The sequence below is a fragment of the Streptomyces sp. SudanB52_2052 genome (assembly GCF_964272415.1).
Taxonomy (GTDB): Bacteria; Actinomycetota; Actinomycetes; order Streptomycetales; family Streptomycetaceae; genus Streptomyces; species Streptomyces olindensis.
This window is the reverse complement of the sequence record NZ_OZ186796.1, coordinates 738,202-759,599: the sequence shown is the minus strand read 5'-3', so window position 1 is coordinate 759,599 and position 21,398 is coordinate 738,202. Positions and strand designations below refer to the sequence as shown.

At 74.2% G+C, this 21,398-nt stretch carries 20 protein-coding genes and 1 pseudogene; 10 read left to right on the top strand and 11 right to left on the bottom strand.

What is annotated here, in order from left to right; genetic code table 11:
* Window position 1: 1 nt before the first annotated feature.
* From ACSUPV_RS03500 to ACSUPV_RS03490, 3 genes and pseudogenes are all read right to left on the bottom strand, one after another.
* Window positions 2–457 carry an archease gene (locus ACSUPV_RS03500; protein ID WP_031121291.1) on the bottom strand — a complete coding sequence of 152 codons (456 nt, stop codon included), beginning with the start codon at window positions 455–457 and terminating at the stop codon, window positions 2–4.
* A 57-nt stretch (window positions 458–514) separates the two neighbouring features.
* Window positions 515–1,117, bottom strand: coding sequence for a DJ-1/PfpI family protein (locus ACSUPV_RS03495; protein ID WP_031121290.1), 603 nt, complete (start codon window positions 1,115–1,117; stop codon window positions 515–517).
* Between the two features lie 113 nt (window positions 1,118–1,230).
* Window positions 1,231–2,181, bottom strand: a pseudogene (locus ACSUPV_RS03490) (GlxA family transcriptional regulator); the annotation flags it as partial.
* Between the two features lie 117 nt (window positions 2,182–2,298).
* On the opposite strand from ACSUPV_RS03490, the gene ACSUPV_RS03485 reads away from it, so the two are divergent.
* Window positions 2,299–2,961 (top strand): dienelactone hydrolase family protein, encoded by a 663-nt coding sequence (locus tag ACSUPV_RS03485; protein ID WP_037764516.1) that lies wholly within the window; start codon window positions 2,299–2,301, stop codon window positions 2,959–2,961.
* A gap of 10 nt (window positions 2,962–2,971) precedes the next feature.
* Here the strand turns inward: ACSUPV_RS03485 and ACSUPV_RS03480 are convergent, their stop codons facing one another.
* The gene (locus ACSUPV_RS03480; protein WP_031121286.1) at window positions 2,972–4,411 is read right to left on the bottom strand and encodes an FAD-dependent oxidoreductase; all 1,440 of its coding nucleotides are present in this window, start codon (window positions 4,409–4,411) and stop codon (window positions 2,972–2,974) included.
* Between the two features lie 36 nt (window positions 4,412–4,447).
* The gene (locus ACSUPV_RS03475) at window positions 4,448–5,758 is read right to left on the bottom strand and encodes a polysaccharide pyruvyl transferase family protein (protein WP_436946886.1); all 1,311 of its coding nucleotides are present in this window, start codon (window positions 5,756–5,758) and stop codon (window positions 4,448–4,450) included.
* Between the two features lie 243 nt (window positions 5,759–6,001).
* Here ACSUPV_RS03475 and ACSUPV_RS03470 point away from each other — a divergent pair, with 243 nt between their 5' ends.
* Together ACSUPV_RS03470 and ACSUPV_RS03465 are read left to right on the top strand one after the other, a co-directional pair.
* The gene (locus ACSUPV_RS03470) at window positions 6,002–6,646 is read left to right on the top strand and encodes a phosphoribosyltransferase (protein WP_382609098.1); all 645 of its coding nucleotides are present in this window, start codon (window positions 6,002–6,004) and stop codon (window positions 6,644–6,646) included.
* Window positions 6,647–6,731: 85 nt separating this feature from the next.
* A complete protein-coding gene (locus ACSUPV_RS03465; RefSeq protein ID WP_436946885.1) occupies window positions 6,732–7,715 on the top strand; it encodes a TerC family protein in 984 nt (327 codons plus the stop codon).
* 17 nt (window positions 7,716–7,732) lie between these two features.
* On the opposite strand, the gene ACSUPV_RS03460 is transcribed toward ACSUPV_RS03465, so the two are convergent.
* The 4 genes from ACSUPV_RS03460 to ACSUPV_RS03445 all read right to left on the bottom strand — a co-directional run bounded on the left by ACSUPV_RS03460 (window position 7,733) and on the right by ACSUPV_RS03445 (window position 12,015).
* On the bottom strand, window positions 7,733–8,923 hold the full coding sequence (locus ACSUPV_RS03460) for a CaiB/BaiF CoA transferase family protein (protein WP_436946884.1): 1,191 nt from the start codon (window positions 8,921–8,923) through the stop codon (window positions 7,733–7,735).
* A gap of 161 nt (window positions 8,924–9,084) precedes the next feature.
* Complete coding sequence (locus ACSUPV_RS03455) at window positions 9,085–10,401, bottom strand: helix-turn-helix domain-containing protein (protein ID WP_436946883.1); 1,317 nt, start codon at window positions 10,399–10,401, stop codon at window positions 9,085–9,087.
* Window positions 10,402–10,522: 121 nt separating this feature from the next.
* Window positions 10,523–11,509, bottom strand: a complete 987-nt coding sequence (locus ACSUPV_RS03450; RefSeq protein WP_031115573.1) for an alpha/beta hydrolase — start codon at window positions 11,507–11,509, stop codon at window positions 10,523–10,525.
* Window positions 11,510–11,799: 290 nt separating this feature from the next.
* Window positions 11,800–12,015: a hypothetical protein gene (locus tag ACSUPV_RS03445; RefSeq protein WP_031115572.1), complete on the bottom strand. Its 216-nt coding sequence runs from the start codon at window positions 12,013–12,015 to the stop codon at window positions 11,800–11,802.
* 115 nt (window positions 12,016–12,130) lie between these two features.
* On the opposite strand from ACSUPV_RS03445, the gene ACSUPV_RS03440 reads away from it, so the two are divergent.
* Window positions 12,131–13,036 carry a LysR family transcriptional regulator gene (locus ACSUPV_RS03440; RefSeq protein WP_037764505.1) on the top strand — a complete coding sequence of 302 codons (906 nt, stop codon included), beginning with the start codon at window positions 12,131–12,133 and terminating at the stop codon, window positions 13,034–13,036.
* A 135-nt stretch (window positions 13,037–13,171) separates the two neighbouring features.
* On the opposite strand, the gene ACSUPV_RS03435 is transcribed toward ACSUPV_RS03440, so the two are convergent.
* Entirely contained in the window at window positions 13,172–13,750 is a 579-nt protein-coding gene (locus tag ACSUPV_RS03435; protein WP_037764502.1) for a TetR/AcrR family transcriptional regulator, read from the bottom strand.
* 235 nt (window positions 13,751–13,985) lie between these two features.
* Here ACSUPV_RS03435 and ACSUPV_RS03430 point away from each other — a divergent pair, with 235 nt between their 5' ends.
* From ACSUPV_RS03430 to ACSUPV_RS03415, 4 genes are read left to right on the top strand one after another with little or no spacing between them, the layout of a single operon-like run.
* A complete protein-coding gene (locus ACSUPV_RS03430) occupies window positions 13,986–14,528 on the top strand; it encodes a 2Fe-2S iron-sulfur cluster-binding protein (RefSeq protein ID WP_037764493.1) in 543 nt (180 codons plus the stop codon).
* Window positions 14,525–15,517, top strand: coding sequence for an FAD binding domain-containing protein (locus tag ACSUPV_RS03425; protein WP_436946882.1), 993 nt, complete (start codon window positions 14,525–14,527; stop codon window positions 15,515–15,517). Before ACSUPV_RS03430 ends, ACSUPV_RS03425 begins: the two co-directional genes overlap by 4 nt.
* Window positions 15,514–17,628, top strand: a complete 2,115-nt coding sequence (locus tag ACSUPV_RS03420) for a xanthine dehydrogenase family protein molybdopterin-binding subunit (protein WP_382609081.1) — start codon at window positions 15,514–15,516, stop codon at window positions 17,626–17,628. Before ACSUPV_RS03425 ends, ACSUPV_RS03420 begins: the two co-directional genes overlap by 4 nt.
* Window positions 17,621–18,790, top strand: a complete 1,170-nt coding sequence (locus tag ACSUPV_RS03415; protein ID WP_436946881.1) for an XdhC family protein — start codon at window positions 17,621–17,623, stop codon at window positions 18,788–18,790. The genes ACSUPV_RS03420 and ACSUPV_RS03415 overlap by 8 nt, the downstream gene beginning before the upstream one ends.
* A 106-nt stretch (window positions 18,791–18,896) precedes the next feature.
* Here ACSUPV_RS03415 and ACSUPV_RS03410 read toward each other — a convergent pair whose 3' ends face one another.
* Complete coding sequence (locus tag ACSUPV_RS03410; protein ID WP_031115564.1) at window positions 18,897–19,460, bottom strand: NAD(P)H-dependent oxidoreductase; 564 nt, start codon at window positions 19,458–19,460, stop codon at window positions 18,897–18,899.
* A gap of 132 nt (window positions 19,461–19,592) precedes the next feature.
* Between ACSUPV_RS03410 and ACSUPV_RS03405 the strand changes: the two genes are divergently transcribed.
* Complete coding sequence (locus ACSUPV_RS03405) at window positions 19,593–20,261, top strand: TetR/AcrR family transcriptional regulator (protein ID WP_037764488.1); 669 nt, start codon at window positions 19,593–19,595, stop codon at window positions 20,259–20,261.
* A gap of 81 nt (window positions 20,262–20,342) precedes the next feature.
* Entirely contained in the window at window positions 20,343–21,392 is a 1,050-nt protein-coding gene (locus tag ACSUPV_RS03400) for a LacI family DNA-binding transcriptional regulator (RefSeq protein ID WP_436946880.1), read from the top strand.
* Window positions 21,393–21,398: the final 6 nt, after the last annotated feature.

The following is a 21,398-nucleotide window of genomic DNA, read 5'->3' as shown; positions in this document are numbered from 1 at the left end:
GTCAGGCGTCGACCCGCACCGCGCACGACCAGCCGTACGGATCCGGGCCGATCCGCAGCTCGTCCCACGCCACCGCCTTCGGGACCGACCCGGTGATCTCCACGTCGTCGAGGCCGGTGACCGCCAGCCGGACGTCCAAGCCGCCGTCGGCCTCGTCCGCCTCCACGTCCACCGGCACCTCGCCGTACGCCTCCAGCCGGAAGATGACCTCGTCCAGCAGTGCGGCGAGCAGGTCGTCGTCGCTGGCCTCGGCCAGCCGCACCCGGCCCACGGCGGTGGGCCGCACCCCGGACACGTCCGCGAAGCACTCCACCATCGCCAGCACGGCCTCCGCCAGACAGTGCTCCCGGCACGCCGCCCACGCCTCGATCCGGATGTCGCCCGGGTGCGGCACCGCCCGGTGCCCGCAGCCGCCCGGTTGCCTCACCTGTCCGCCGTCGCCCGTGTCACCGCCCATGAACATCGGCTGCCCGGGTCACGCGGACCCATGCGGCGCACGGCACCGGCACATGGGTCAGACGGGCTCGTCGGCCAGGTAGGGCGGCGCCGGGTCGTACTGGATGTAGCGGCGCACGGCCCGCGCGTGCTCCCGGCCGTGCAGCCGGCCCACCAGCCACAGCGCGCTGTCGATGCCGGCCGAGACGCCCTGGCTGGTGACCAGGTTGCCGTCCACGACATAGCGGGCGTCCCGGACCACCGTCACGTCGCCCCGCGCCTGGAGGGTGTCCTCCTGGCTCCAGTGCGTGGCCACCCGGCGTCCGCGGGCCGGTCCCGCGGCGTGCAGCAGGAACGTGCCGGTGCACACCCCGTGCACCCACGCCGCCTGTTCCGCGGTCTTCCCGATCCAGTCGGTGACCACCCGGTTGTGCGGCTGGGCCTCGCGCGCGCCCCGCCCGCCCGGCACGTGCAGCACGTCCAGCGGCGGATGGTCGTCCAGCGTGTGGTCGGGCAGGACCCGCAGGCCCTTGTTGCAGCGCACGGGCCCGGGGTGCTCGGCGACCAGCACGGCCCGGTCGGCGCCGTCGCGGAGCATGGCGGAGACGGTGAACACCTCCCAGGGCCCCACGAAGTCGAGCTCCTCCGCTTCCTCGAAGACCAGCAGGCCGTACGTCGTCATACGGGTTCACCTTCCTCTGGGACGGGTTGGACGGGTTGGACGGGTTGGACGGGGTGGACGGGGTGGACGGGGTGGACGGGGTGGACGGGCTGTTCGAGCAGTGCGCCGGCGGGTTCCGCGGTGGAGCGGAACCGGGCGCGGTACTCCGACGGCGGGACACCCAGCCGGCGGTGGAACGTGCGGCGCAGCGTCTCGGCGGTGGCGAAGCCGTGGCGGCGGGCGATGGCCTCGACCGGCTCGTCCCCCTCGGTCAGCGCACGCCGGGCCGCCTCGACGCGCACCCGCTCGACGTACGCGGCCGGGGGCACGCCCAGTTCGGCGGTGAAGCGGCGCTGGAGGTGGCGCGGGCTCAGCCCGGCGTGCGCGGCGAGCGAGGCGATGTCGTGCCGGGCGCCCGGATCGGCGTGGATGGCGGTGACGGCGGCCCGTACGGGGTCCGTCGCCGGCTGCCGCGACCACAGCGCCACGCTGAACTGCGACTGGCCGCCCGGACGGCGCAGGAAGAGCACCAGCTGGCGGGCCACCGCGTGCGCGACCTGCCGGCCCCGGTCGTCCTCCACCAGGGCGAGCGCCAGATCCATGCCGGCCGTCACACCCGCCGAGGTCCACACCCGCCCGTCCCGGAGGAAGATCGGGTCGCAGTCCACCCGCACCTCCGGATGCTCCCGGGCCAGCTGCTCCTCCCGCGCCCAGTGCGTGGTGACCCGCCGTCCGTCCAGCAGGCCCGCCGCCGCCAGCAGGAACACCCCGCTGCACACCGAGGCGACGCGCCGGGCACCGGCCGCCGCGGCGGCGACCCAGGAGACCAGCGCCGCGTCCTCCCGGGCCCGGTCGACGCCCTCGCCGCCCACCACCACGAGGGTGTCCGTACCGGCCGGGTCCAGATCCGCCGCCCCGTGCCCGGCGTGCACGAACAGCCCGCTGACCGACCGGACCGGGCCCGCCCGGGTCGCCACTACCTCGCAGGCGTACCCGCCCGCGCCGTGGAACACCTCGTGCGGGCCGGTGAGGTCGAGCGGCTGGAAACCGTCGAAGACGACGAAGACGACACGGTGCTCTGTCACCCCTCCACGCTCCACCGGCCCGGATCATGGCGTCAACGACGCGCGTCCCACAGATCGCGCCATGGGACGTCCGCCGCGGCGGGGGTACCACGGGACCCGGGGGAGAGGAGGCTCGCGATGATCTCCCAAACCGTGACCGTGACCGTGCCGGCCGGCGGCACCGCCCTCACCGGCGACCTGACCGTGCCCCACGACGCCCGCGCGGTCGTGCTCTTCGCGCACGGCAGCGGCAGTTCCCGGCACAGCCCCCGCAACCGCGAGGTCGCCGCCGGCCTGCGCACCGCCGGCCTCGGCACCCTGCTCATCGACCTGCTCACCGAGGCGGAGGAACAGCAGGACGCCGTGACCGCCGAACTCCGCTTCGACATCCCGCTGCTGGGCCGCCGCCTGGTGGGCGCGATCGACTGGCTGGCGCGGTGGCCCGCCACCCACGGCCTGCCCGTCGCCCTGTTCGGCGCCAGCACCGGCGCGGGTGCGGCCCTGGTCGCCGCCGCCCGACGCCCCGACCGGGTGCGGGCGGTCGTCTCGCGCGGCGGCCGGCCCGACCTCGCGGGCGATGCCCTGGAGGCCGTACGGGCCCCCGTGCTGCTGATCGTGGGCGGCCGGGACCAGCAGGTGCTGCGGCTCAACGAGGCGGCCGCCGGCCGGCTGCACGCCCCGCACACCCTCCACGTGGTACCCGGCGCCACCCATCTGTTCGAGGAGCCGGGCGCGCTCGACCAGGTCACCGAGGCGGCCCGGCGGTGGTGCGACGAGCAGCTGAGGACCGCGGCGGACTGACCGGCCGGGCTCAGCCGCTCACCGGCAGGTCGATCCGCAACCGGGCCCCCTGCCGCAGCAGCTCCCGCTGCACGAGCCGATACGGCACGCCCCGCGGTCCGTGCCCGTGGCGCACGGTGAGGGCGGCGCACACTCCCGCCGCCTGGCCCGTCGCCATTGCGATCGGCATCACCCGGTACGAGGAGTGCGCCACGTGCGTGCCCGAGATGCAGCGGCCCGCCACCAGCAGCCGCTCGGTCCCCTGCGGCACGAGGCAGCGCAGCGGAATGTCGTAGAAGCTGCCGGTGGGCACCCGCTTCAGGACCGTGCCGGAGCCGCGCGGGTTGTGGATGTCGACGGGGTAGGCGCCGTGCGCCACGACGTCCGGGAAGGCGCGGGCGGCCAGGATGTCGTGACCGGTCAGCTGGTAGTCGCCGATGACGCGCCGGGTCTCCCGGACGCCGATGTGGGTGCCGCTCTGCACCACGTACGACTCCTCGAAGCCGGGCACGCGGGTGCGCAGGAAGCGGTCGATCTGCGCGAGCTGGCGCCGGGCGGTGTACTCGGCCCGGGTCAGGTCCCACACGCTGGTGCCGAGCACCCTGGTGACCCGGGTGCTGTTGACGCTCAGCTCGCGCGGATGCGGGGTCGCGAAGAACAGGATGTCCTCGCGCGGCAGCCGCAGATCGCCGTCCGCCCGGGCCTCCTCCACCAGGTCCCACAGGCCGTGCACCCCGCGCCACTGGTCGGGATGCTCCCGCACGTACGCGGCGAAGTCCGGCCGTGCGAAGTCCGCGACGCGGAACATCAGCGTCATCGGCTGCACCAGCCCGTCCTCCGGCCGGCCGATCTCGTACGGCGCCCCGCACGCCGCCGCGACGTCACCGTCGCCGGTGCCGTCCACGACCACGTCGGCGTCGATCACCACCGGCCCCGACTTGGTCTCGAACACCACCCGCCAGCCGTCCTCAAGGCGCAGCGCGGTCGAGGCGAAGGCGTGGAAGAGCATCCGCACGCCCGCCTCGTCCATCATGTCGAGCAGCACCAGCTTGAACAGCTCCGGGTCGAAGGGGACCGTGTACCCGGTCTTCGGCGACGGCTTCAGGCAGCCGCCGCGCCCCATGAGCTGGTCGAGCAGCCGCCACAGCACGCCCTGGACGACCGGTTCGCCCTCGCCGTGGTCGGAGGGCAGCAGCCGGGAGTCCTCGCCGTCCTCGGTGAACGCGGCCTGCTTGTGCTCGTTGTGGAACGACATCAGCGGCATGACCAGCGCCGCGGTCGCGTTGCCGCCGAGGAATCCGTAGCGCTCGACCAGGACGACCTCGGCCCCGGCGTCGGCCGCCGCGACGGCCGCGGCGAACCCGGCCGGGCCGCCGCCGACCACCAGGACCTCCGTCCGGCCGCCGTGCCGGGCGGGCCGGGCGGGCAGGGTGACCGTGCGGGGCTTGCTCGGTTCTCGCAGGATCGGCATCGATGTCCTCCGGCGGGCGGGTCCCCGGCTCCGGTGTCACACGCCCAGCGGGCGCGGTTCGGCAGTGGGCGGACGCGGCGGCTCGGCCTCGGCGCCCTCGGCCGGGTCCGCGGCCACGTCCGGGTCCGCTGCCACGGTCGGCTCCGCCCCCGTGGCCGCCTCCGCGGGTACCTCCGGCTCCCGGGACGCGCCGGCCCGGCCGTCGATCTCGTCGAGCAGCACGCCGCAGCGGGCGCAGGTCTCGCGGGCCCGCGTGGACAGCTCCCGGACACGGGTGTGCAGGTCCTGCCGGCGCCCCGGGTACTCGTCCCACAGCCGGTCCACCTCCGCCAGAAGCAGCCCGGCCTGCTCCCGCGCCACGCCCACCAGGGCCGGAGCACCCATCCGGCGGGCGAAGTCGAAGACCTTGCCGGAGTACGGCAGCGGCAGCACCGGCAGCCCGGAGAGCGCCGCGAAGATCACGAAGTGCAGCCGCATGCCGACCGCCAGGTCCAGATGGCGCATGAAGCCCAGGACCTGCCCCGGGCTGTACGAGCCGTGCAGGATCCGCCCCTTGTCGGGAGCGGTCATGTGGGACAGCACCGCGTGCGCGTGCCGCACGTCGTGCCGCTCCATCGGCAGGAACACCACGTGCGCGTCCAGCCGGCGGACCAGGAAGTCGGCGACGTCGGCGAGCAGCGCGTGGTAGTCGCCCTCGTCCAGCTTCTCGGCCGCCCGGCCCGGCTCCCGCACCGACATCCCCACCAGACGGGACTCGGTGGGCACGCCCTCGTGGCGCATCATCTCGGCGGTGAACGGCTCCGGCTCCAGCAGCAGCGCCGGATCGGCGGTGACGACGACGTCCCGCTCGACACCGACCTCCTCCAGCACCAGCTTGGACTCCTCGTCCCGCACGACGACGTCGTCCATCGCGGCCAGGACCGTGCGCACCGCCTCCCGGTCGTCGGGCTCACGCAGCGGCCCCGCGCCGACGGCGTAGGAGAACGTGCGGATGCCGCGTTCCTGAGCGGCCCGGACCAGCCGCAGATAGCGGCGCGCCTCGCCGTCGTAGAGGATCCCGCCGCCGCCCAGGACCAGCAGGTCCAGCGAGGCCAGCGTGTCCAGGACCCGGTTGCGGCTGACGCCTTCCCAGTCCACCACCTCGTCGGCGCCCGGGTGATGGGCGCGGGTGTGCTCGGCGTTCCGGCTGAAGACGACCAGGCTGGCGTCGGGCCGCTGGGCGCGCAGACAGCGCAGGACACAGGTCAGGATCGACTCGTCGCCGATGTTGAAGCCGCCGTACGAACCCAGCACGCCGATGCGCGGGCCCGACCGGGCGAGCTGCGGATGAGGAGGGGCAGTGGTCATCCGGGTGCTCCCGTCGCGTCGGAGTCTGCTCAGTGGCCCGGGGCGTCACCGGCACGGACAGCTGTGCCGTGCGTACGGTGCGTGCCGTGCGCACGGTCCCGGGTTGCCTGTGCCGCCCGGCCGGAAACACCCCGCGTTCCGAGTGTGACGGAGGTCCGGAAGGTGCGCATTGTCCGGTGAGCGGGGGGTACGCGGGAGCCGGACCGAGGCGCCGTCTGTGGGCGGGAAGCAGAGGTGACCGTCATGCGGTTCCATGATCGGCGGCAGGCCGGCCGCGAACTGGCCGAAACACTTCGGGCCCGCCAGCGGGAGGGGGCCCTGCCCGATCCCCTCGTCCTCGCCCTGCCCCGCGGCGGGGTGGCCGTGGCGAGCGAGGTCGCCGGGGCGCTGGACGCCCCGCTCGACGTCCTCGTCGTACGGAAGATCGGCGCGCCCTTCCAGGAGGAGTACGGAGTCGGCGCGATGGCCGGGGACGAGGTGCCGCTCCTCGACCAGGACGCCCTGCGTCACCTGGGCCTGAGCGAGGCCGCCCTGGCCCCCGTCATCGAGCGGGAACGCGGCGAGCTGCGCCGCCGCGAGCGGCTGTACCGGCAGGGCCGCCCGGCCCCCGACCTGCGCGGACGGACCGTGATCGTGGTCGACGACGGCCTGGCGACCGGCTCCACGGCCCGGGCCGCGCTGCGATTCGTACGCCGTCAGGCGCCCGAACGGGTGGTGCTCGCGGCGCCGGTGTGCTCGCCCGAGGCGGCCGAACTGATGCGTGCGGAGGCCGACGAGGTGATCTGCCTGCACCAGCCGGCCGCGTTCATGGCCGTGGGCCTGTGGTACGAGAACTTCGACCAGTTGACGGACCAGGACGTCCTGAAGGCGCTCCACGTGCGGCTGTGACCATTTGTTCACCTGGCAGGGCTGGCGGAAACCAGCCATCACGGAGGACGATGTTCCGTCCCCACACCTGCACCAGGAGTAACAAGTGAACGTCTCGCTCTCCGTGTGGCTGCTGACCGTGGCGGCGCTGTGCGTGCTCGTCGCCGTCGACTTCTTCGTCGGTCGCAAGCCGCACGACGTGTCCATCAAGGAAGCCGGGACGTGGACGGTGGTGTGGATCGTCCTGGCCGTGCTGTTCGGGCTGGGGCTCTGGTACTACGGTGGGAGCGGGCCCACGGGCGAGTTCTTCGCCGGGTACATCACCGAGAAGTCGCTCAGCGTCGACAATCTCTTCGTCTTCGTCCTGATCATGGCGAAGTTCGCGGTGCCCTCGCAGTACCAGCAGAGAGTGCTGATGGTCGGCGTGATCATGGCCCTGGTGCTGAGGGCCGTGTTCATCGCGGCGGGCGCGGCGATCATCTCCGCCTTCTCCTGGGTGTTCTACATCTTCGGCGCCTTCCTGATCTGGACCGCCTGGAAGCTGGTCCAGGACGCCCGCAAGGAGGAGCACGAGGAGGAGTACCAGGAGAACAAGCTGCTGAAGATGGCGGAGGAGCGCTTCGGGGTGGCCGACCGCTACCACGGCACCAAGCTGTTCATCACCGAGAACGGCAAGCGGATCATGACCCCGATGCTGGTCGTGATGCTCGCGATCGGCTCCACCGACGTGCTGTTCGCCCTCGACTCCATCCCCGCGATCTACGGTCTGACGCAGGACCCGTACATCGTGTTCACCGCCAACGCGTTCGCCTTGATGGGTCTGCGGCAGCTGTACTTCCTCATCGGCGGCCTGCTGAAGAAGCTGGTCCACCTCTCCTACGGCCTGTCGATCATCCTCGGCTTCATCGGCGTGAAGCTGGTCCTGCACGCCCTGCACGAGTCGGGCGTGCAGGTCCCGGAGATCAGCATCCCCTTCTCGCTGAGCTTCATCGTGCTCGTGCTGACGGTCACCACGATCACCAGCCTGCGGGCCTCGAAGAAGCAGCAGCGGGCCGAGGAGGAGGCGGGCCGTGAGGCCGAGTCCCGGTAGGCCCGTCCGGGCCGCGGTCAGACGACGCCGTCCGCGCGCAGCGCCGCCACCTCCTCGTCGGTGCGGCCCAGTTCGGTGAGGATCGCCTCGGTGTGCTCGCCCACCGCCGGTACGGGGTCCATGCGCGCGGGCAGGCCCGCGAGGTCGGCCGGCGGGAGCAGCGCCTCCACGGTGGCGCCCGGCACCCCGACCTCGGTCCAGCGGCCGCGGGCGGCCAGCACCGGATGGTCCAGGAACGCGGCCACGTCGTTGACCCCCGCGCAGGCGATGCCGATCCGCTCCAGGTCCTTGAGGATCTCGTCGGAGCCGGAGCGGGCGAAACGGCCGGCGACGACGGTGTTGAGCTCCTCGCGGTGGGCGACCCGGTCGGAGGCGGTGGCGAAGCGCGGGTCGTCGACCAGCTCCGGCCGGCCGAGGAACTCCGTGCACAGGGCCGCCCACTCCCGCTCGTTCTGGATGGAGAACAGCACCTCCCTGCCGTCGGCGGCGGTGTACGTCCCGTACGGCGCGATGGTGGCGTGCTGGGTGCCGAGGCGCGGGGGCTGGGTGCCGCCGTGCCGGGTGTAGTAGGCGGGCTGGCCCATCCACTCCGCGAGCGCCTCGAACAGGGACACCTCCACGGGATGGGCCTCGCCGGTGACCGCGCGGGTGTACAGGGCCGTGAGGATGCCGCTGTAGGCGTACATCCCGGCGGCGATGTCGGCGACGGAGATCCCGGTCCGGGCGGTGCCCTCCGGTGTCCCGGTCAGCGACACCAGCCCCGTCTGGCACTGCACCAGCAGGTCGTACGCCTTGCGGTCCGCCCAGGGGCCGGTCGTGCCCCAGCCGGATATCGTGCACGCGATCAGGTTGGGGCGGCGGCCGGTGACGACGGCGGCGTCCAGACCGAGCCGGGTGGCGGCGCCCGGGGCGAGGTTCTGCACGAAGACGTCGGCGCCGTCGAGGAGGTCGTGCAGGATCTCGCGGCCGCGCGGGTCCTTCAGGTCCAGCGTGAGGGACTCCTTGGAGCGGTTGAGCCACACGAAATAGCTGGAGTGGCCGTGCACGGTCGTGTCGTACCGGCGGGCGAAGTCACCGCCGCCGGGCCGCTCCACCTTGATGACACGCGCACCGAGGTCGGCGAGCTGCCGGGTGGCGTAGGGCGCGGCCACGGCCTGCTCCAGGCTGACCACCGTGACCCCGGCCAGGGGGTACCGCTGCACGCTCATGCGTCATGCTCCTGAACGTCGTACGGGAGGGCGCCCGGACAGTGTCCCCCACGGGAGCGCGACGGTGGCCGCGGCCGGACGTGACGGTCGGCTACGGCCGGGCGTTGACGATCAGCTACGGCCCGGCGCTGACGGTCTGGCACGGCTGGGCGTGGCGGTGGCTACCGCCGGGCCAGGTGGCGCATGGTCAGGGCCAGTTGCAGGCGGAGCCGGCCCTGCGGGGTGCGCAGCGGCCACCCGAGCAGGTGCTCGGCGTGGGCCAGCCGGTCCTGGAGCGTGGAGTGGTGGACGTTGACGCCGGTGGCGGCGGCCCGCAGGCTCGCCGTGGACGCGACCGCGTGCAGGGTCGACAGCAGCCAGGGCGTGTGGGTCGCGGCCGCTTCCAGGGCGCGGACGTCCGGCGGCGGTTCGGCGCCCGGTGCGACGAGGTCGGCGAGGAGGGCGATGCCGCCCAGTTCCTCGGCGTACACGACCCGCGGACCGGGGTCCTGCGGGGTGCCCTCGGCGGTGAACCGCAGGGCGGTACGGGCCGCGTCCCACGACCGGGGCAGTTCGAGCACGGGAACGGCGGGCCCGACCCCGAGCCGCCCGGCGGAGAAGCGGCGGGCGTCCGACGCGGCAGAACCCGGTGTGGTGCCGGTGCCTGCGCTGGTGCCGGTCCGGGTGTGGGACGCGGCCCGCGCGGACGCCGGGCGCTCGGGGTCGCTCGCCCGTGCGGGCGTCGCCCCGTCCCCGGCCGGCAGGGACTCGGCGTCGGCCACCACGACCCGTGGCCGGCCGTCCAGCGGGGCGAGGGCCCGGGCCGGTACGGCGGGGTCCAGCCCGAGGCGACGGGCGGCGTGCAGCCGGGCCTGCTCCGGAGCGGTGCCGTCGAGCAGTGTCTCGATCAGCGCCGGGTCGTCGGCGGGGACCCGGCCGCGGGTGCGATCGAGGACGACCCGCAGGGCACCGGCGGCCCGCTCGAGGATCACGGCGTCGACGACACTGGGCAGGGCGGTGGCGGGGCTGCTGTCACTGGTGCCGGGTGCGGCTCCGGCGAGGCGTTCCGAGGCGCCCGCGCGAGGTGTGGCCGGGGCGGGGGTGATGCCGCCCTTGCCGGTGGCGGCTCGGGTGAGGCGTACCGCGTCCACCGTGCCGGGTACGGCTCCGGCGGACGCCTTGTCGGAGCTGCCGGGCGCGAACCCGTCGCGTTCCAGCCACAGGGCCGCCGCCCCGTCCGAGGCCAGCCGGGCCGACGGCCACGCGGGATCGGGCGGCAGCTCGGCGTCCCGCCGGGTGCCGTCGGGTTCGACACGGACGTGGACGCGACGCTCGGGATCCACCAGCCGGGCCGGGCAGCCGGCCAGCACGGCGGCACCGCGCACGAGTGCCTCGACACCGGCCCTGGACTCGGCCAGTCGGTCGAAGTAGGCGATGACCCGGACCGCCGCACCGGCATCCGGGTCGAGTGCGGTCAGGCGCCCGGCCAGCTCTTTCATAGGCCCATGGTGCGGCATGCGGGCGCGGTACGAACCGCGCGTGCGCGACGAGGAGGCGGTGGGAGGCCACAGGCCGCTTCCCGTTGGCGCCCTCCGCTCCCCTCGCGGGCCCCGCCCCCGCTCACCCCGGGCGTGACACGGCCAGCAGCCTCCGCAGCCAGTCCAGCTGCGCCGCCCGCGCCGCCTGGGACAGCGCCGCCTGCGGGGCGAAACCGTCGAAGCCGTGGAAGCCGCCGGGCCACACGTGCAGTTCGGCCACGCCGCCCGCCTGCCAGATGCGCGAGGCGTAGGCGACGACCTCGTCGCGGAAGGTCTCCGCGGAGCCGACGTCGAGGAAGGCCGGAGGCAGCCCGGACAGGTCCTCGGCCCGGGCCGGTGCCGCGTACGCCGGCACGTCGGGCCCGCCGCGCCGCTCACCCAGCAGCGCGGTCCAGCCGGTCTCGTTGGCGGTGCGGTCCCACACCCCGAGACCCGCCATCTGGTACGTCGACGGAGTGTCGTTGCGGTCGTCGAGCATCGGGCACAACAGCACCTGCCCGATCGGCTGCGGCCCCTTGCGGTCCCGGCTGAGCAGCGCCAGGGCCGCGCACAGCCCGCCCCCCGCGCTGGCGCCCGCGAGGACGATCCGCTCGGGGTCGCCGTCGAGCTCGGCGGCGTGGTCCGCCGTCCACAGCAGCCCGGCGTACACGTCCTCGATCGGCGCCGGATACGGATGCTCCGGCGCCAGCCGGTACTCGACGGACACCACCACCGCGTCCAGCGCCTGCGCCCACGCCAGGGCGCCCTCGACGCCGACCCGGTTGTTCCCGATGACCATGCCGCCGCCGTGCACGTGGTAGATCACGGGCCGCGGTCCGGAGGCCGCCGCAGCCGCCGGGCGGCAGATCAGCAGGGAGATGTCCGGCTCGCCCTCCGGCCCCGGCACCTGCCGGTCCTCCACCTCGAACGTGCCGCCCATCGTCAGATCCAGCTCGGCCAGCATCTGGATGGCCGGGCCCTGGCGCACCTCGGCGATCTCGTCCGGCGCGAGCTCCGGCCGGATCATCTCCTTGATCAGCTCCAGGGCACCGGCGAGTTCGGGGTCGAACGGGGGCGGTACGTGCGTCATGACGTCTCCTCACGCGGGGTCGCGGCGGCTCGGGCAGCCATGGTCGGCCCGCCGGCCCCGGCGGCGGACGCCGCCGTGCGGCGGAACCTGCCCGCCGTTCGGCGGGTGGTGCTCCACTGGAGGCCAGGGCCTGGGCCAGGGCCGGAACGGCCCGTCCACGACCCGCGGGCGCTCAAGATACGCCCAGCAACGCGCACAGCCCCCGCGCAGACGACGTACGCGGTGGTTCGCACGCCTCCGAGCCCCGCCTCCGGACCAAGGCACGCGGCGCCCGAACGGTGCCCGACCGGTCAGCGGCTCACCGCGCCCGCCCCGGCCGCCGGCCTGCTGCGCGTGACGATGCGCGTCCCGGCCCCGTCGACGACCCGGACCTGCAGTGAGCCGCATCCGCAGCGCGTCCACTCCGTGCGGCCCGTCGCGGTGGTGTGCCGGGACAGCACCTGGAACGGCTCGCCCCCGTCCGGCCAACCGCAGTGCGGGCAGGCCGTGGCGTCGGTGCTGTTCATGGATGACTCCTCGTACGTCGTGGCTGGTTGACCGTCGCGACACAGCCAGGGTGCGTCGAGGTCTCTGTACACGTCCAGGTTGACTTTGTGGACGGCATTGTGAAGCGTAGCCTTCATGATTGACCTGCGCCGACTGCACGTCCTCAGGGCGGTCGCCCACTACGGCACGGTCACCGCGGCCGCCCGGGCCCTGCACTTCACCCCGTCCGCCGCCTCCCAGCAGATCCGGCAGCTCGCCCGGGACCTGGACGTCGACCTGCTGGAGCCGCAGGGGCGCGGGGTCCGCCTCACCCCCGCCGCCGAGAGCCTGCTGGCGCACGCCGACGCCATCCAGGCCCGCTGGGACCAGGCCGAGCTCGACCTGCGGGCCGACCACGGTGCGCCCTCCGGGGTGCTGCGGGTGACGGGCTTCCCGGTGGCCGTGTCGGTGCTGCTGGCGCCGATGGCGGCCCGGCTGGGGGAGCGGCATCCGCGGCTGTCCGTACGGATCACGGAGGCGGGCGTTCCGGAGAGCTTCGACCTCCTCTTCGAGGGCGTCACCGACCTGGCGATCGTCGAGTCCACCCCGCACAACCCGCCGCAGAGCGACGCGCGGTTCGACCAGCGGCCGTTGCTGGACGACCCGTTCGACCTGGTCGTGCACGAGGAGCACGGGCTCGCCGGGCGTGCCCGGGTCGACCTAGCGGAGGCCGCGTGCGAGCCGTGGATCGCGCCGGTGGAGGAGAGCCCCTGCCGCCCGCACGTGCTGTCCGCCTGCGGCGCGGCCGGATTCACTCCCGATGTCGTCCACCACGCGCTGGACTGGAACGTCGCCGCGCACCTGGTCGCCCACCGGCTCGGCGTCGCCCTCGTCCCGCGCCTGGCCCACCTGACCCCGCACCTGCCGATCGTCCGCGTCCGCTGCACCGGCAACCCCCACCGCAAGCTCCTGACCTGCACGCGCGGCGGCGGCCACGCCCGCCCGGCGGTAGCGGCGGCGCTCGACGAACTACGGGATCTGGCACCCACAGCCGTCGCCTGAACAGCGACCCGCCCAGCACGGCGTAGCAACGGGCAGCCCACCGCGCGGGGCGCTCCGCGCCCGGGGCGCCGGTTCACCGTCCGCGCTGGACGCCCGTCACCGTCCGCGCGGGACGCCCGGCGCGCGGACCGGCGTTCACCTCCCCGGTGCCCCCACGCGCAGGGCGTCCATGACCAGGTCCAGCAGTCGGGTGGCGCGTGGCTGCCAGTCGCCGCGCGGGTCGATCGTCCAGAGGCCGCCGATGGCGAGGAAGAGGTCCTCCGCGGTGATCCCCGGGCGGATGGTGCCGGCCCGCTCGGCGGCGCGGAGCAGGAGTTCGGCCGCCTCGGTCACCGGGGCGTGTGCCGGTTTCTCCGGCTTCCCGGGCGCGCTGGTGGCCTGGCGGATCGCGTCGGCGAGGCCGGCCTTGGTCATGGCGAACCGGGCCAGGCGGTCCATCCATTCGCGCAGCGCCCGGTCGGGTTCCCGGCTCTCCAGCAGGGGTGCCGCCGATTCGGCGACCTGCCGCATCTCATGACGGTAGATCTCCATCACGAGTGCCTCACGGCTGGGGAAGTGGCGGTAGAACGTGCCCTGCCCGACGCCCGCCTTCTTGGCGATCGCGCTCAGCGGAGCGTCCGCCGCATGCGTCAGTTCGACCACGGCCACCTCCAGGATGCGCTCGCGGTTGCGCTGCGCGTCCGAGCGCAGGGGAGCGTCCTTCTTCTGCGGCACGCGCCCTCCTCGCGGTCGTGGCCGAAACTCGGCTCTTGTTAAGCGGACAATCGTCCATTACGTTTTCCGGGTAAGCGGACAACTGTCCGATTGTTCCATCGTATCGGCATGCCGTCCACGCGGACAGCCCTCGCGGGCCGTGCCCGGCCCGCCCCGCATCCTGCCCGGTTGCGGACCGGCCCCGCCAGCGGCACGTCCCGCCTCCCGACCTTGCGATGTGAGAGAGAAGGCTTCCATGCCCCCATCGACGTCCAGCGACCTCACCCTGTCCGTCAACGGCGAGAAGTACACGCTGACCGTCGACCACCGCACCACCCTGCTCGACGCCCTGCGCGAGCGACTGGACATGACCGGCACCAAGAAAGGCTGTGACCAGGGGCAGTGCGGCGCGTGCACGGTCCTGGTCGACGGCCGCCGGAGCGTGTCGTGCCTGCAACTGGCGGTGGCGGCCGAAGGCCGCGAGATCACCACCATCGAGGGCGTGGCCGAGGGCGGAGAACTCCACCCGGTGCAGCAGGCGTTCCTCGACCTGGACGGTTACCAGTGCGGTTACTGCACGCCGGGCCAGATCTGTTCGGCCATCGCCGTGCTCGAGGAGCACGCGGCCGGGTGGCCGAGCGCCGCCACCGGTGACGTACGGCCCGAGGCCGGGCCACCCCCGCTGACCCCCGAGGAGATACGCGAGCGGATGAGCGGCAACCTGTGCCGCTGCGGCGCCTACGTCTCGATCGTCCAGGCCGTGGCCCGGGCCGCCGAGGCCAAGGAGGCCGCGGCATGAGGGAGTTCGGCTACCAGCGGGCGTACGACGTCTCCGGCGCCGTCGCACTGCTCGACGGCGACCCGGACGCGCGCTTCCTGGGCGGCGGCACCAACCTGGTCGACCTGATGAAGACCGGCGTCGAGCGGCCCGCCCTCCTCGTCGACGTGCGCGAACTGCCCCTGAACCGTGTCGAGTCCACCCCGGACGGCGGTCTGCGCATCGGCGCCACCGTCACCAACAGCGACCTGGCCGCCCACCCCGAGGTGCGCCGCCGCTACCCGGCACTGGCGCAGGCCGTGCTGGCCGGCGCCTCCGGGCAGCTGCGCAACATGGCCACCGTCGGCGGCAACCTGCTCCAGCGCACCCGCTGCGGCTACTTCGCGGACGTCACCTCGCCCTGCAACAAGCGCGTCCCGGGCAGCGGTTGCCCCGCCGTCGAGGGCGAGCACCACAACCACGCCGTCCTCGGCGCCTCCGACCACTGCGTGGCGACCCACCCCTCCGACATGGGCGTGGCGCTGGCCGCCTTCGACGCGGTCGTGGCGTACGAGACGGCGGACGGCCCGGGCGAGGTGCCGCTCGCCGACTTCTACCTGCCGGTGGGGGAGACCCCACACCTGGAGACCGTCCTGCCGCCGGGTGCGCTGATCACCGGCGTCACCCTGCCGCCCGCCCCGGTGGCCGCCGTCTCCCGCTACCGCAAGGTCCGCGAGCGGGCCTCGTACGCCTTCGCCATCGGCTCGATCGCCGCCGCGCTCGACGTCCACGACGGCCGCGTGCGCGAGGTGCGCCTGGCCTTCGGGGCGGTCGCCTCCCGGCCCTGGCGGGCCCGGGCGGCCGAACGCGTCCTGACCGGCGCCCCGGCCGACGCCGAGACCTTCGCGGCCGCCGCGGACGCCGAACTGGCCCGGGCGAAACCGCTGCCCCACAACGGATACAAGGTGACCCTGATGCGCAACCTCGTCGTCGCCGCGCTCAGCGAACTCGCCGAGGAGGCCACCCGATGACCACCGCCACCAGGGGAGCCGTCGGCACCGCGCACACCCGCGTCGAGGGCCTGGACAAGGTCACCGGAGCCGCCCGCTACGCCGCCGAGATCCCCTTCGCCGAACTCGCCCACGGCTGGCTGGTGCTGTCCACCGTCGCCCGGGGCCGCGTCCGGGCCGTCGACGCCGAGGCCGTCCTCGAGATGCCGGGCGTCCTCACCGTGCTGCACCACCACAACGCCCCGCGCGTCGACAGCGACTACATCGGCCTGCTGGGTGTCCCGCCGGACCCGACCGTCGCCCTCTTCCAGCACGACCGGGTGCCCCACCTGGGCTGGCCGGTGGCGCTGGTCGTCGCCGAGACGTCCGAGCAGGCCCGGGAGGCCGCCGAGACCCTCGTCGTGCACTACGACCGGGAGCCGCACGACATCGCGTTCTCCGCCGGGCGCGAGTCCGAGGCGCACGCGCTCGACGGGCACGCGCCGGCCGTGGTCGAGAAGGGGGACCTGGCGGACCGGCTCGCGGAGTCGGCGGTCGTGGTGGACGCCGAGTACACCACGCCGGAGGAGTACCACAACCCGATGGAGCCGCACGCGGCTACGGCCCGCTGGGAGGGCGGCCGGCTGGAGGTCGTCGACTCCAACCAGGGCACCAGCTGGGTCGCCGGGGAGCTCGCGAACCTCTTCTCCCTCGACCCGGCCTCCGTGCGCGTGCGCTCCGAGCACGTCGGCGGCGGCTTCGGCAGCAAGGGCGTGCGGGCGCACCAGGTGGCCGCCGTGATGGCCGCGACCCTCCTGCAGCGCCCGGTCAGGGTCGTCATGACCCGCAGGCAGATGTTCTCGCTCGCCGGGTACCGCAGCCCCACCGCCCAGCGGGTCCGGCTCGGCGCCGACGCGGACGGGCGGCTGCGCGCGCTGGAGCACCGGTCCCTGAGCCAGACCTCGGCCGTGCACGACTTCGTCGAGCCGAGCGCCGCGGCCGGCCGGGCGATGTACGCCGCCGACGCCCACCACACGGCCAGCCGGGTCGTGCGGCTCGACGTGCCCACCCCGACGTGGATGCGTGCCCCGGGCGAGGCCCCCGGCTCGTTCGCGCTGGAGTCGGCGCTCGACGAGCTGGCGGAGCGGTGCGGTGTCGACCCGATCGAGCTGCGGCTGCGCAACGAGCCCGAGGTGGGTCCCGTGTCCGGGCTGCCGTTCGGCAGCCGCAACCTGATCGCCTGCTTCCGGGAAGGCGCCCGCAGGTTCGGCTGGGCGGAGCGGGACCCGCGGCCGGGCGTACGCCGGGAGGGGCGGTGGCTGCTCGGCACGGGCACCGCGGCCGCCTCCTTCCCCGTGATGGCCATGCCGTCCACGGCCGCCGTGACCGCGGAGGCGGACGGCACCTTCACGGTCGGGATCAACGCCGCCGACATCGGCACCGGCGCCCGGACCGCGCTCACCCTGGTCGCCGCCGACGCCCTGGACGTCCCGGCGGACCGGGTGCGGGTGCGGATCGGGGACAGCGACCTCGGCCCCGCGATGATCGCCGGCGGCTCGACGGGCACCCGTTCCTGGAGCTGGGCCGTCCGGACCGCCGCCGAGGAACTGCGCGGGAGCCTGGTGCCGGGCGCCGACATCCCGCCGGAGGGCGTCACCGTACGGTCGAACACGGCCGAGGCCGTCGGCGCCCTCGCCCAGAAGGAACGGCACTCCTACGGTGCGCAGTTCGCCGAGGTCGCCGTCGACCCCACCACCGGCGAGGTCCGCGTGCGCCGCATGCTGGGCGTCTTCGCGGCCGGCCGGATCGTCAACCCCCTGACCGCCCGCAACCAGCTCGTCGGCGGCATGGTGTGGGGCCTGTCCATGGCCCTGCACGAGGAAGCCGTCCGGGACCGGGCGAGCGGCGGCGTCTACGGCGCCGACCTCGCGGGCTACCACGTCGCCGCGCACGCCGACGTCCCGCACATCGAGGCCGACTGGGTCGACGACCCCGACCCGGACGACCCGGTCGGCATCAAGGGCATCGGCGAGGTCGGCATCGTGGGGGCCGCGGCGGCGATCGCCAACGCCGTGTGGCACGCGACCGGCGTACGCCACCGGAACCTGCCGATCCGGCCCGACCGCGTGCTGCTGGCGGGCGGCCGTGCTTGATCTCGCCGGGCCGCTGCGCGAGTGGATCGAGGAGGGCCGGGACTTCGCGGTCGCCACGGTCGTCGCCGTCGGCGGCAGCGCCCCGCGCCCTCCCGGTGCCGCGCTGGCGGTGTCCGCCGACGGCACGGCCATCGGCTCCGTGTCCGGAGGGTGCGTCGAAGGAGCGGTGTACGAGCTGTGCGTCCAGGCGCTCCAGGACGGCGAGACGCTCGTCGAGCGGTTCGGCTACAGCGACGAGGACGCGTTCGCGGTCGGGCTGACCTGCGGCGGAACCATTGACGTCATGGTCACCCCGTACAGCGCGGGGCGTTCGGTCGAGGGGGCCGCGCTGTCCGCCGCCGCCCGCGGTGAGCCGGTGGCGCTGGCCCGGGTCGTCCGGGGCCCTGCCCGCCTCCTCGGCCGGGCGCTGCTCGTCCGCCCGGGCGAGGCGGGACGGGGGTCTTCCCGGCCGGAGACCGGGACGGGCTCGCACGAGGGCGGTCTGGGCGGCGGCCCGGATCTGGACCGCACGGCCGTCGCCGAGGCCCGTGCCCTGCTGGACAGCGGCCGCACCGGCACGGTCGAGCTCTCCGAGGACGGCTCGCACTGCCCGGGCGGACTCACCCTGCTCGTCGAGTCGGCCGTGCCCCCGCCCCGCATGATCGTGTTCGGCGCGATCGACTTCGCGGCGGCTCTCGTGCGGGCGGGCAAGTTCCTCGGCCACCACGTCACCGTGTGCGACGCCCGCCTCGTCTTCGCCACCCGGGCCCGCTTCCCGGAGGCCGACGAGATCGTCGTGGACTGGCCCGACCGCTATCTGCGGAGCACCGAGACCGACGCGCGCACGGTGCTGTGCGTGCTCACGCACGACGCGAAGTTCGACGTGCCGCTGCTGACGGAGGCACTGCGGCTGCCGGTCGCGTACGTCGGCGCCATGGGCTCCCGCCGCACCCATGAGGACCGCGAGCGGCGGCTGCGGGAGGCCGGGGTGAGCGAGCGGGAGCTGGCCCGGCTGAGGTCGCCGATCGGCCTCGACCTGGGCGCCCGTACGCCCGAGGAGACCGCCGTCTCCATCGCGGCGGAGATCATCGCGGCCCGGTACGGCGGCACGGGGACGCCCCTGACCGGCTCGGACGCACCGATCCACCGTGCCGGGCGGGACGCTGCTCCCCAGCCTGTCTGAGGGCCCACGCCGGTCCGAGGGTCCACCGCGCGTCCGGGCGGCGACATGCCGGAGGGACCGGAGCCGTGACGGCTGCGGTCCCTCCGTGCCGGCGGGCGGATGCGGGTCAGGCCGCGGCCGGCTCCGTGACGTCGCCGTGCAGGCGGGCGATGACCTCGGTCAGCTGCGCGGCGACCTCGGCGTCGTCGGCCGGGTGCGTCTCGGCGAAGCGGGTGACCGAGCCGGGGATGGACAGCTTGACGTCCTCCAGCACCTTGCCGCCGGCCACACCCACGGACTTGCGGGTCTCGTCGTGCGCCCAGACACCGCCGTACTGACCGAACGCCGTGCCGACCACCGCGACCGGCTTGCCCGTGAGGGCACCGGCGCCGTACGGGCGGGACAGCCAGTCGATGGCGTTCTTCAGGACGGCCGGAATGGTGCCGTTGTACTCCGGCGTGAACAGGATCAGGCCGTCCGCGGTGTTCGCGGCCTCGCGCAAGCGCGCGGCGGCGGCCGGGACACTGCCCTCCACGTCGATGTCCTCGTTGTAGAACGGGATCTCGGCCAGGCCCTCGAACAGGTCCACCTCTGCACCCTCGGGGGCGAGCTTGACGGCCGCCTCGGCGAGCTGGCGGTTGTGCGAACCGGCGCGAAGGCTGCCGACGAGGGCGAGGATACGAACAGACATGCTGACTCCCACGTATGTGAAAAGACCGCAGTGAAACACTGCCGTCACGATCCGGACCGGGGTCCGTTTAATGTTCTAGCATCCTAACCGGACCACGGTCCAGTTTTGTTCCCGATGCTTTACGCTGGCTTCATGTCCGCCGCCCCGCCGCCCATCCCGACGCCCCAGGAGCCCGTCGACCACCCGGAGCTGCTCCAGCTCGGCACCGCCCTGGAGGCCGACGAGCCCTGCCTGCGCGCCGATGCCGCGCGCAACCGGGCCCGGCTGCTGGAGGCCGCGGCGCGGCTGGTGGCGGAGCGCGGCGCGGAGGCCGTCACGATGGAGGCGGTGGCCGCCGCGGCCCGCGTCGGCAAGGGCACCGTCTTCCGCCGTTTCGGCGACCGCACCGGCCTGCTGACGGCGCTGCTCGACCACTCCGAGAAGAAGTTCCAGGCCGCGTTCCTCGGCGGCCCGCCGCCGCTCGGCCCCGGAGCGCCGCCCGTGGAGCGGCTGCGGGCGTTCGGCTGCGCGCTGCTGCGCCGGTCGTCCGACGAACTGGAGCTGCAGCTGGCGGCCGAGCCGAGCGCCAACCGCCGCTTCGTCAACCCGGCCCGCCGCGTGCTGCGGCACCACGTCGAGATGCTCCTGCGGCAGGCGGTCCCCGGCGCGGACTGCGAACTCCTCGCCCACACCCTGATGGGACAGCTCGATCCGGCCCTGGTCCACCACCTGACCAGGCAGTGCGGGATCCCCCTGTCCCGCCTGGAGGTCGCCTGGATCGACCTGGTCGACCGGGTGACGGGGGCGCGTCCGGCCTGCTGAGCGCGCCCGCCGGTCGTCGTGAACGCTCACGGGTTCGTCACAACTCCCCCGCCGGAAGGGCGCATTGGGGCTTCTGCCAAGATGCCGTCTGTCATGGTGCAGATACCGAAAACGCCCGCGCTCCCGTCCCCCGCGCCGTCGCGCTCCGTCCCCACGAGCGCCGATGTGGCCCGCCTGGCCGGCGTCTCGCGCGCGACCGTCTCCTACGTCCTGAACAACACCAGCGCCGTACGGATCAGCGAACCCACCCGCCGCCGGGTCCACGAGGCCGCCAAGGAACTCGGCTACGTGCCGCACGCGGCGGCCCGCAGCCTGCGCGCCGGGCACAGCCGGATGGTCCTGATCCCGGCGCCCACCTTCCCCGTCGGCCCGCTCTACAGCCGGTTCCTCGCCGACCTCCAGGGCGCGCTCGGCATCCTGGACTACACGGTCGTGCAGTACGGCACCGGCGGCCCGCACGGCGACCAAGCCGCCCGCGCCTGGGCCGAGTTGCGGCCCGTCGCCGTGCTCGTGCCCGGCTCCGGACTCGGTCCGCGCGGGGTGGCGGTGCTCAAACGCTCTGGTGCCCGGGCCGTCGTCACCCTCGGCCCCGAGACCATCGAGGGCGCGCACGCCCTGCTCATGGACCACGACGTCGTCGGCCACAGCGCGGGCTCCCACCTCTACGACCGCGGCCGACGCCGGATCGGCGTCGTCATCCCCCAGGAGCCCGGCCTGGAGGCGTTCTCCGCGCCCCGCCTCGACGGTGTGCGCCAGGCCCTGCGGGGCACGGACGCCACCGTGACCGAACTGCCCCTGGCCAACGAGGAGGAGGCCGCGGCCTCCCTCGCCGCCCGCTGGCGGACCCTCGGCCTGGACGCCGTGTTCACCTACAACGACGAGTACGCGATGCTGCTGATGCGGGCCCTGCAGGACGAGGGCGTCCGCATCCCCGAGGAGACGGCCGTGATCGGCGCGGACGACCTGATGCTCGGCCGGCTGCTGCGGCCCCGGCTGACCACGGTCCGCCTGGAACTGCCCTCGGGGCGGGAGCTGGCCGAACTCGTCGACCGCGCGGTGCGCAAGCCCGGCACCGCACCCGAGACGCACAAGGTGCTGGGCGCGACAGTGGTGCACCGCGAGTCGAGCTGACGTGCG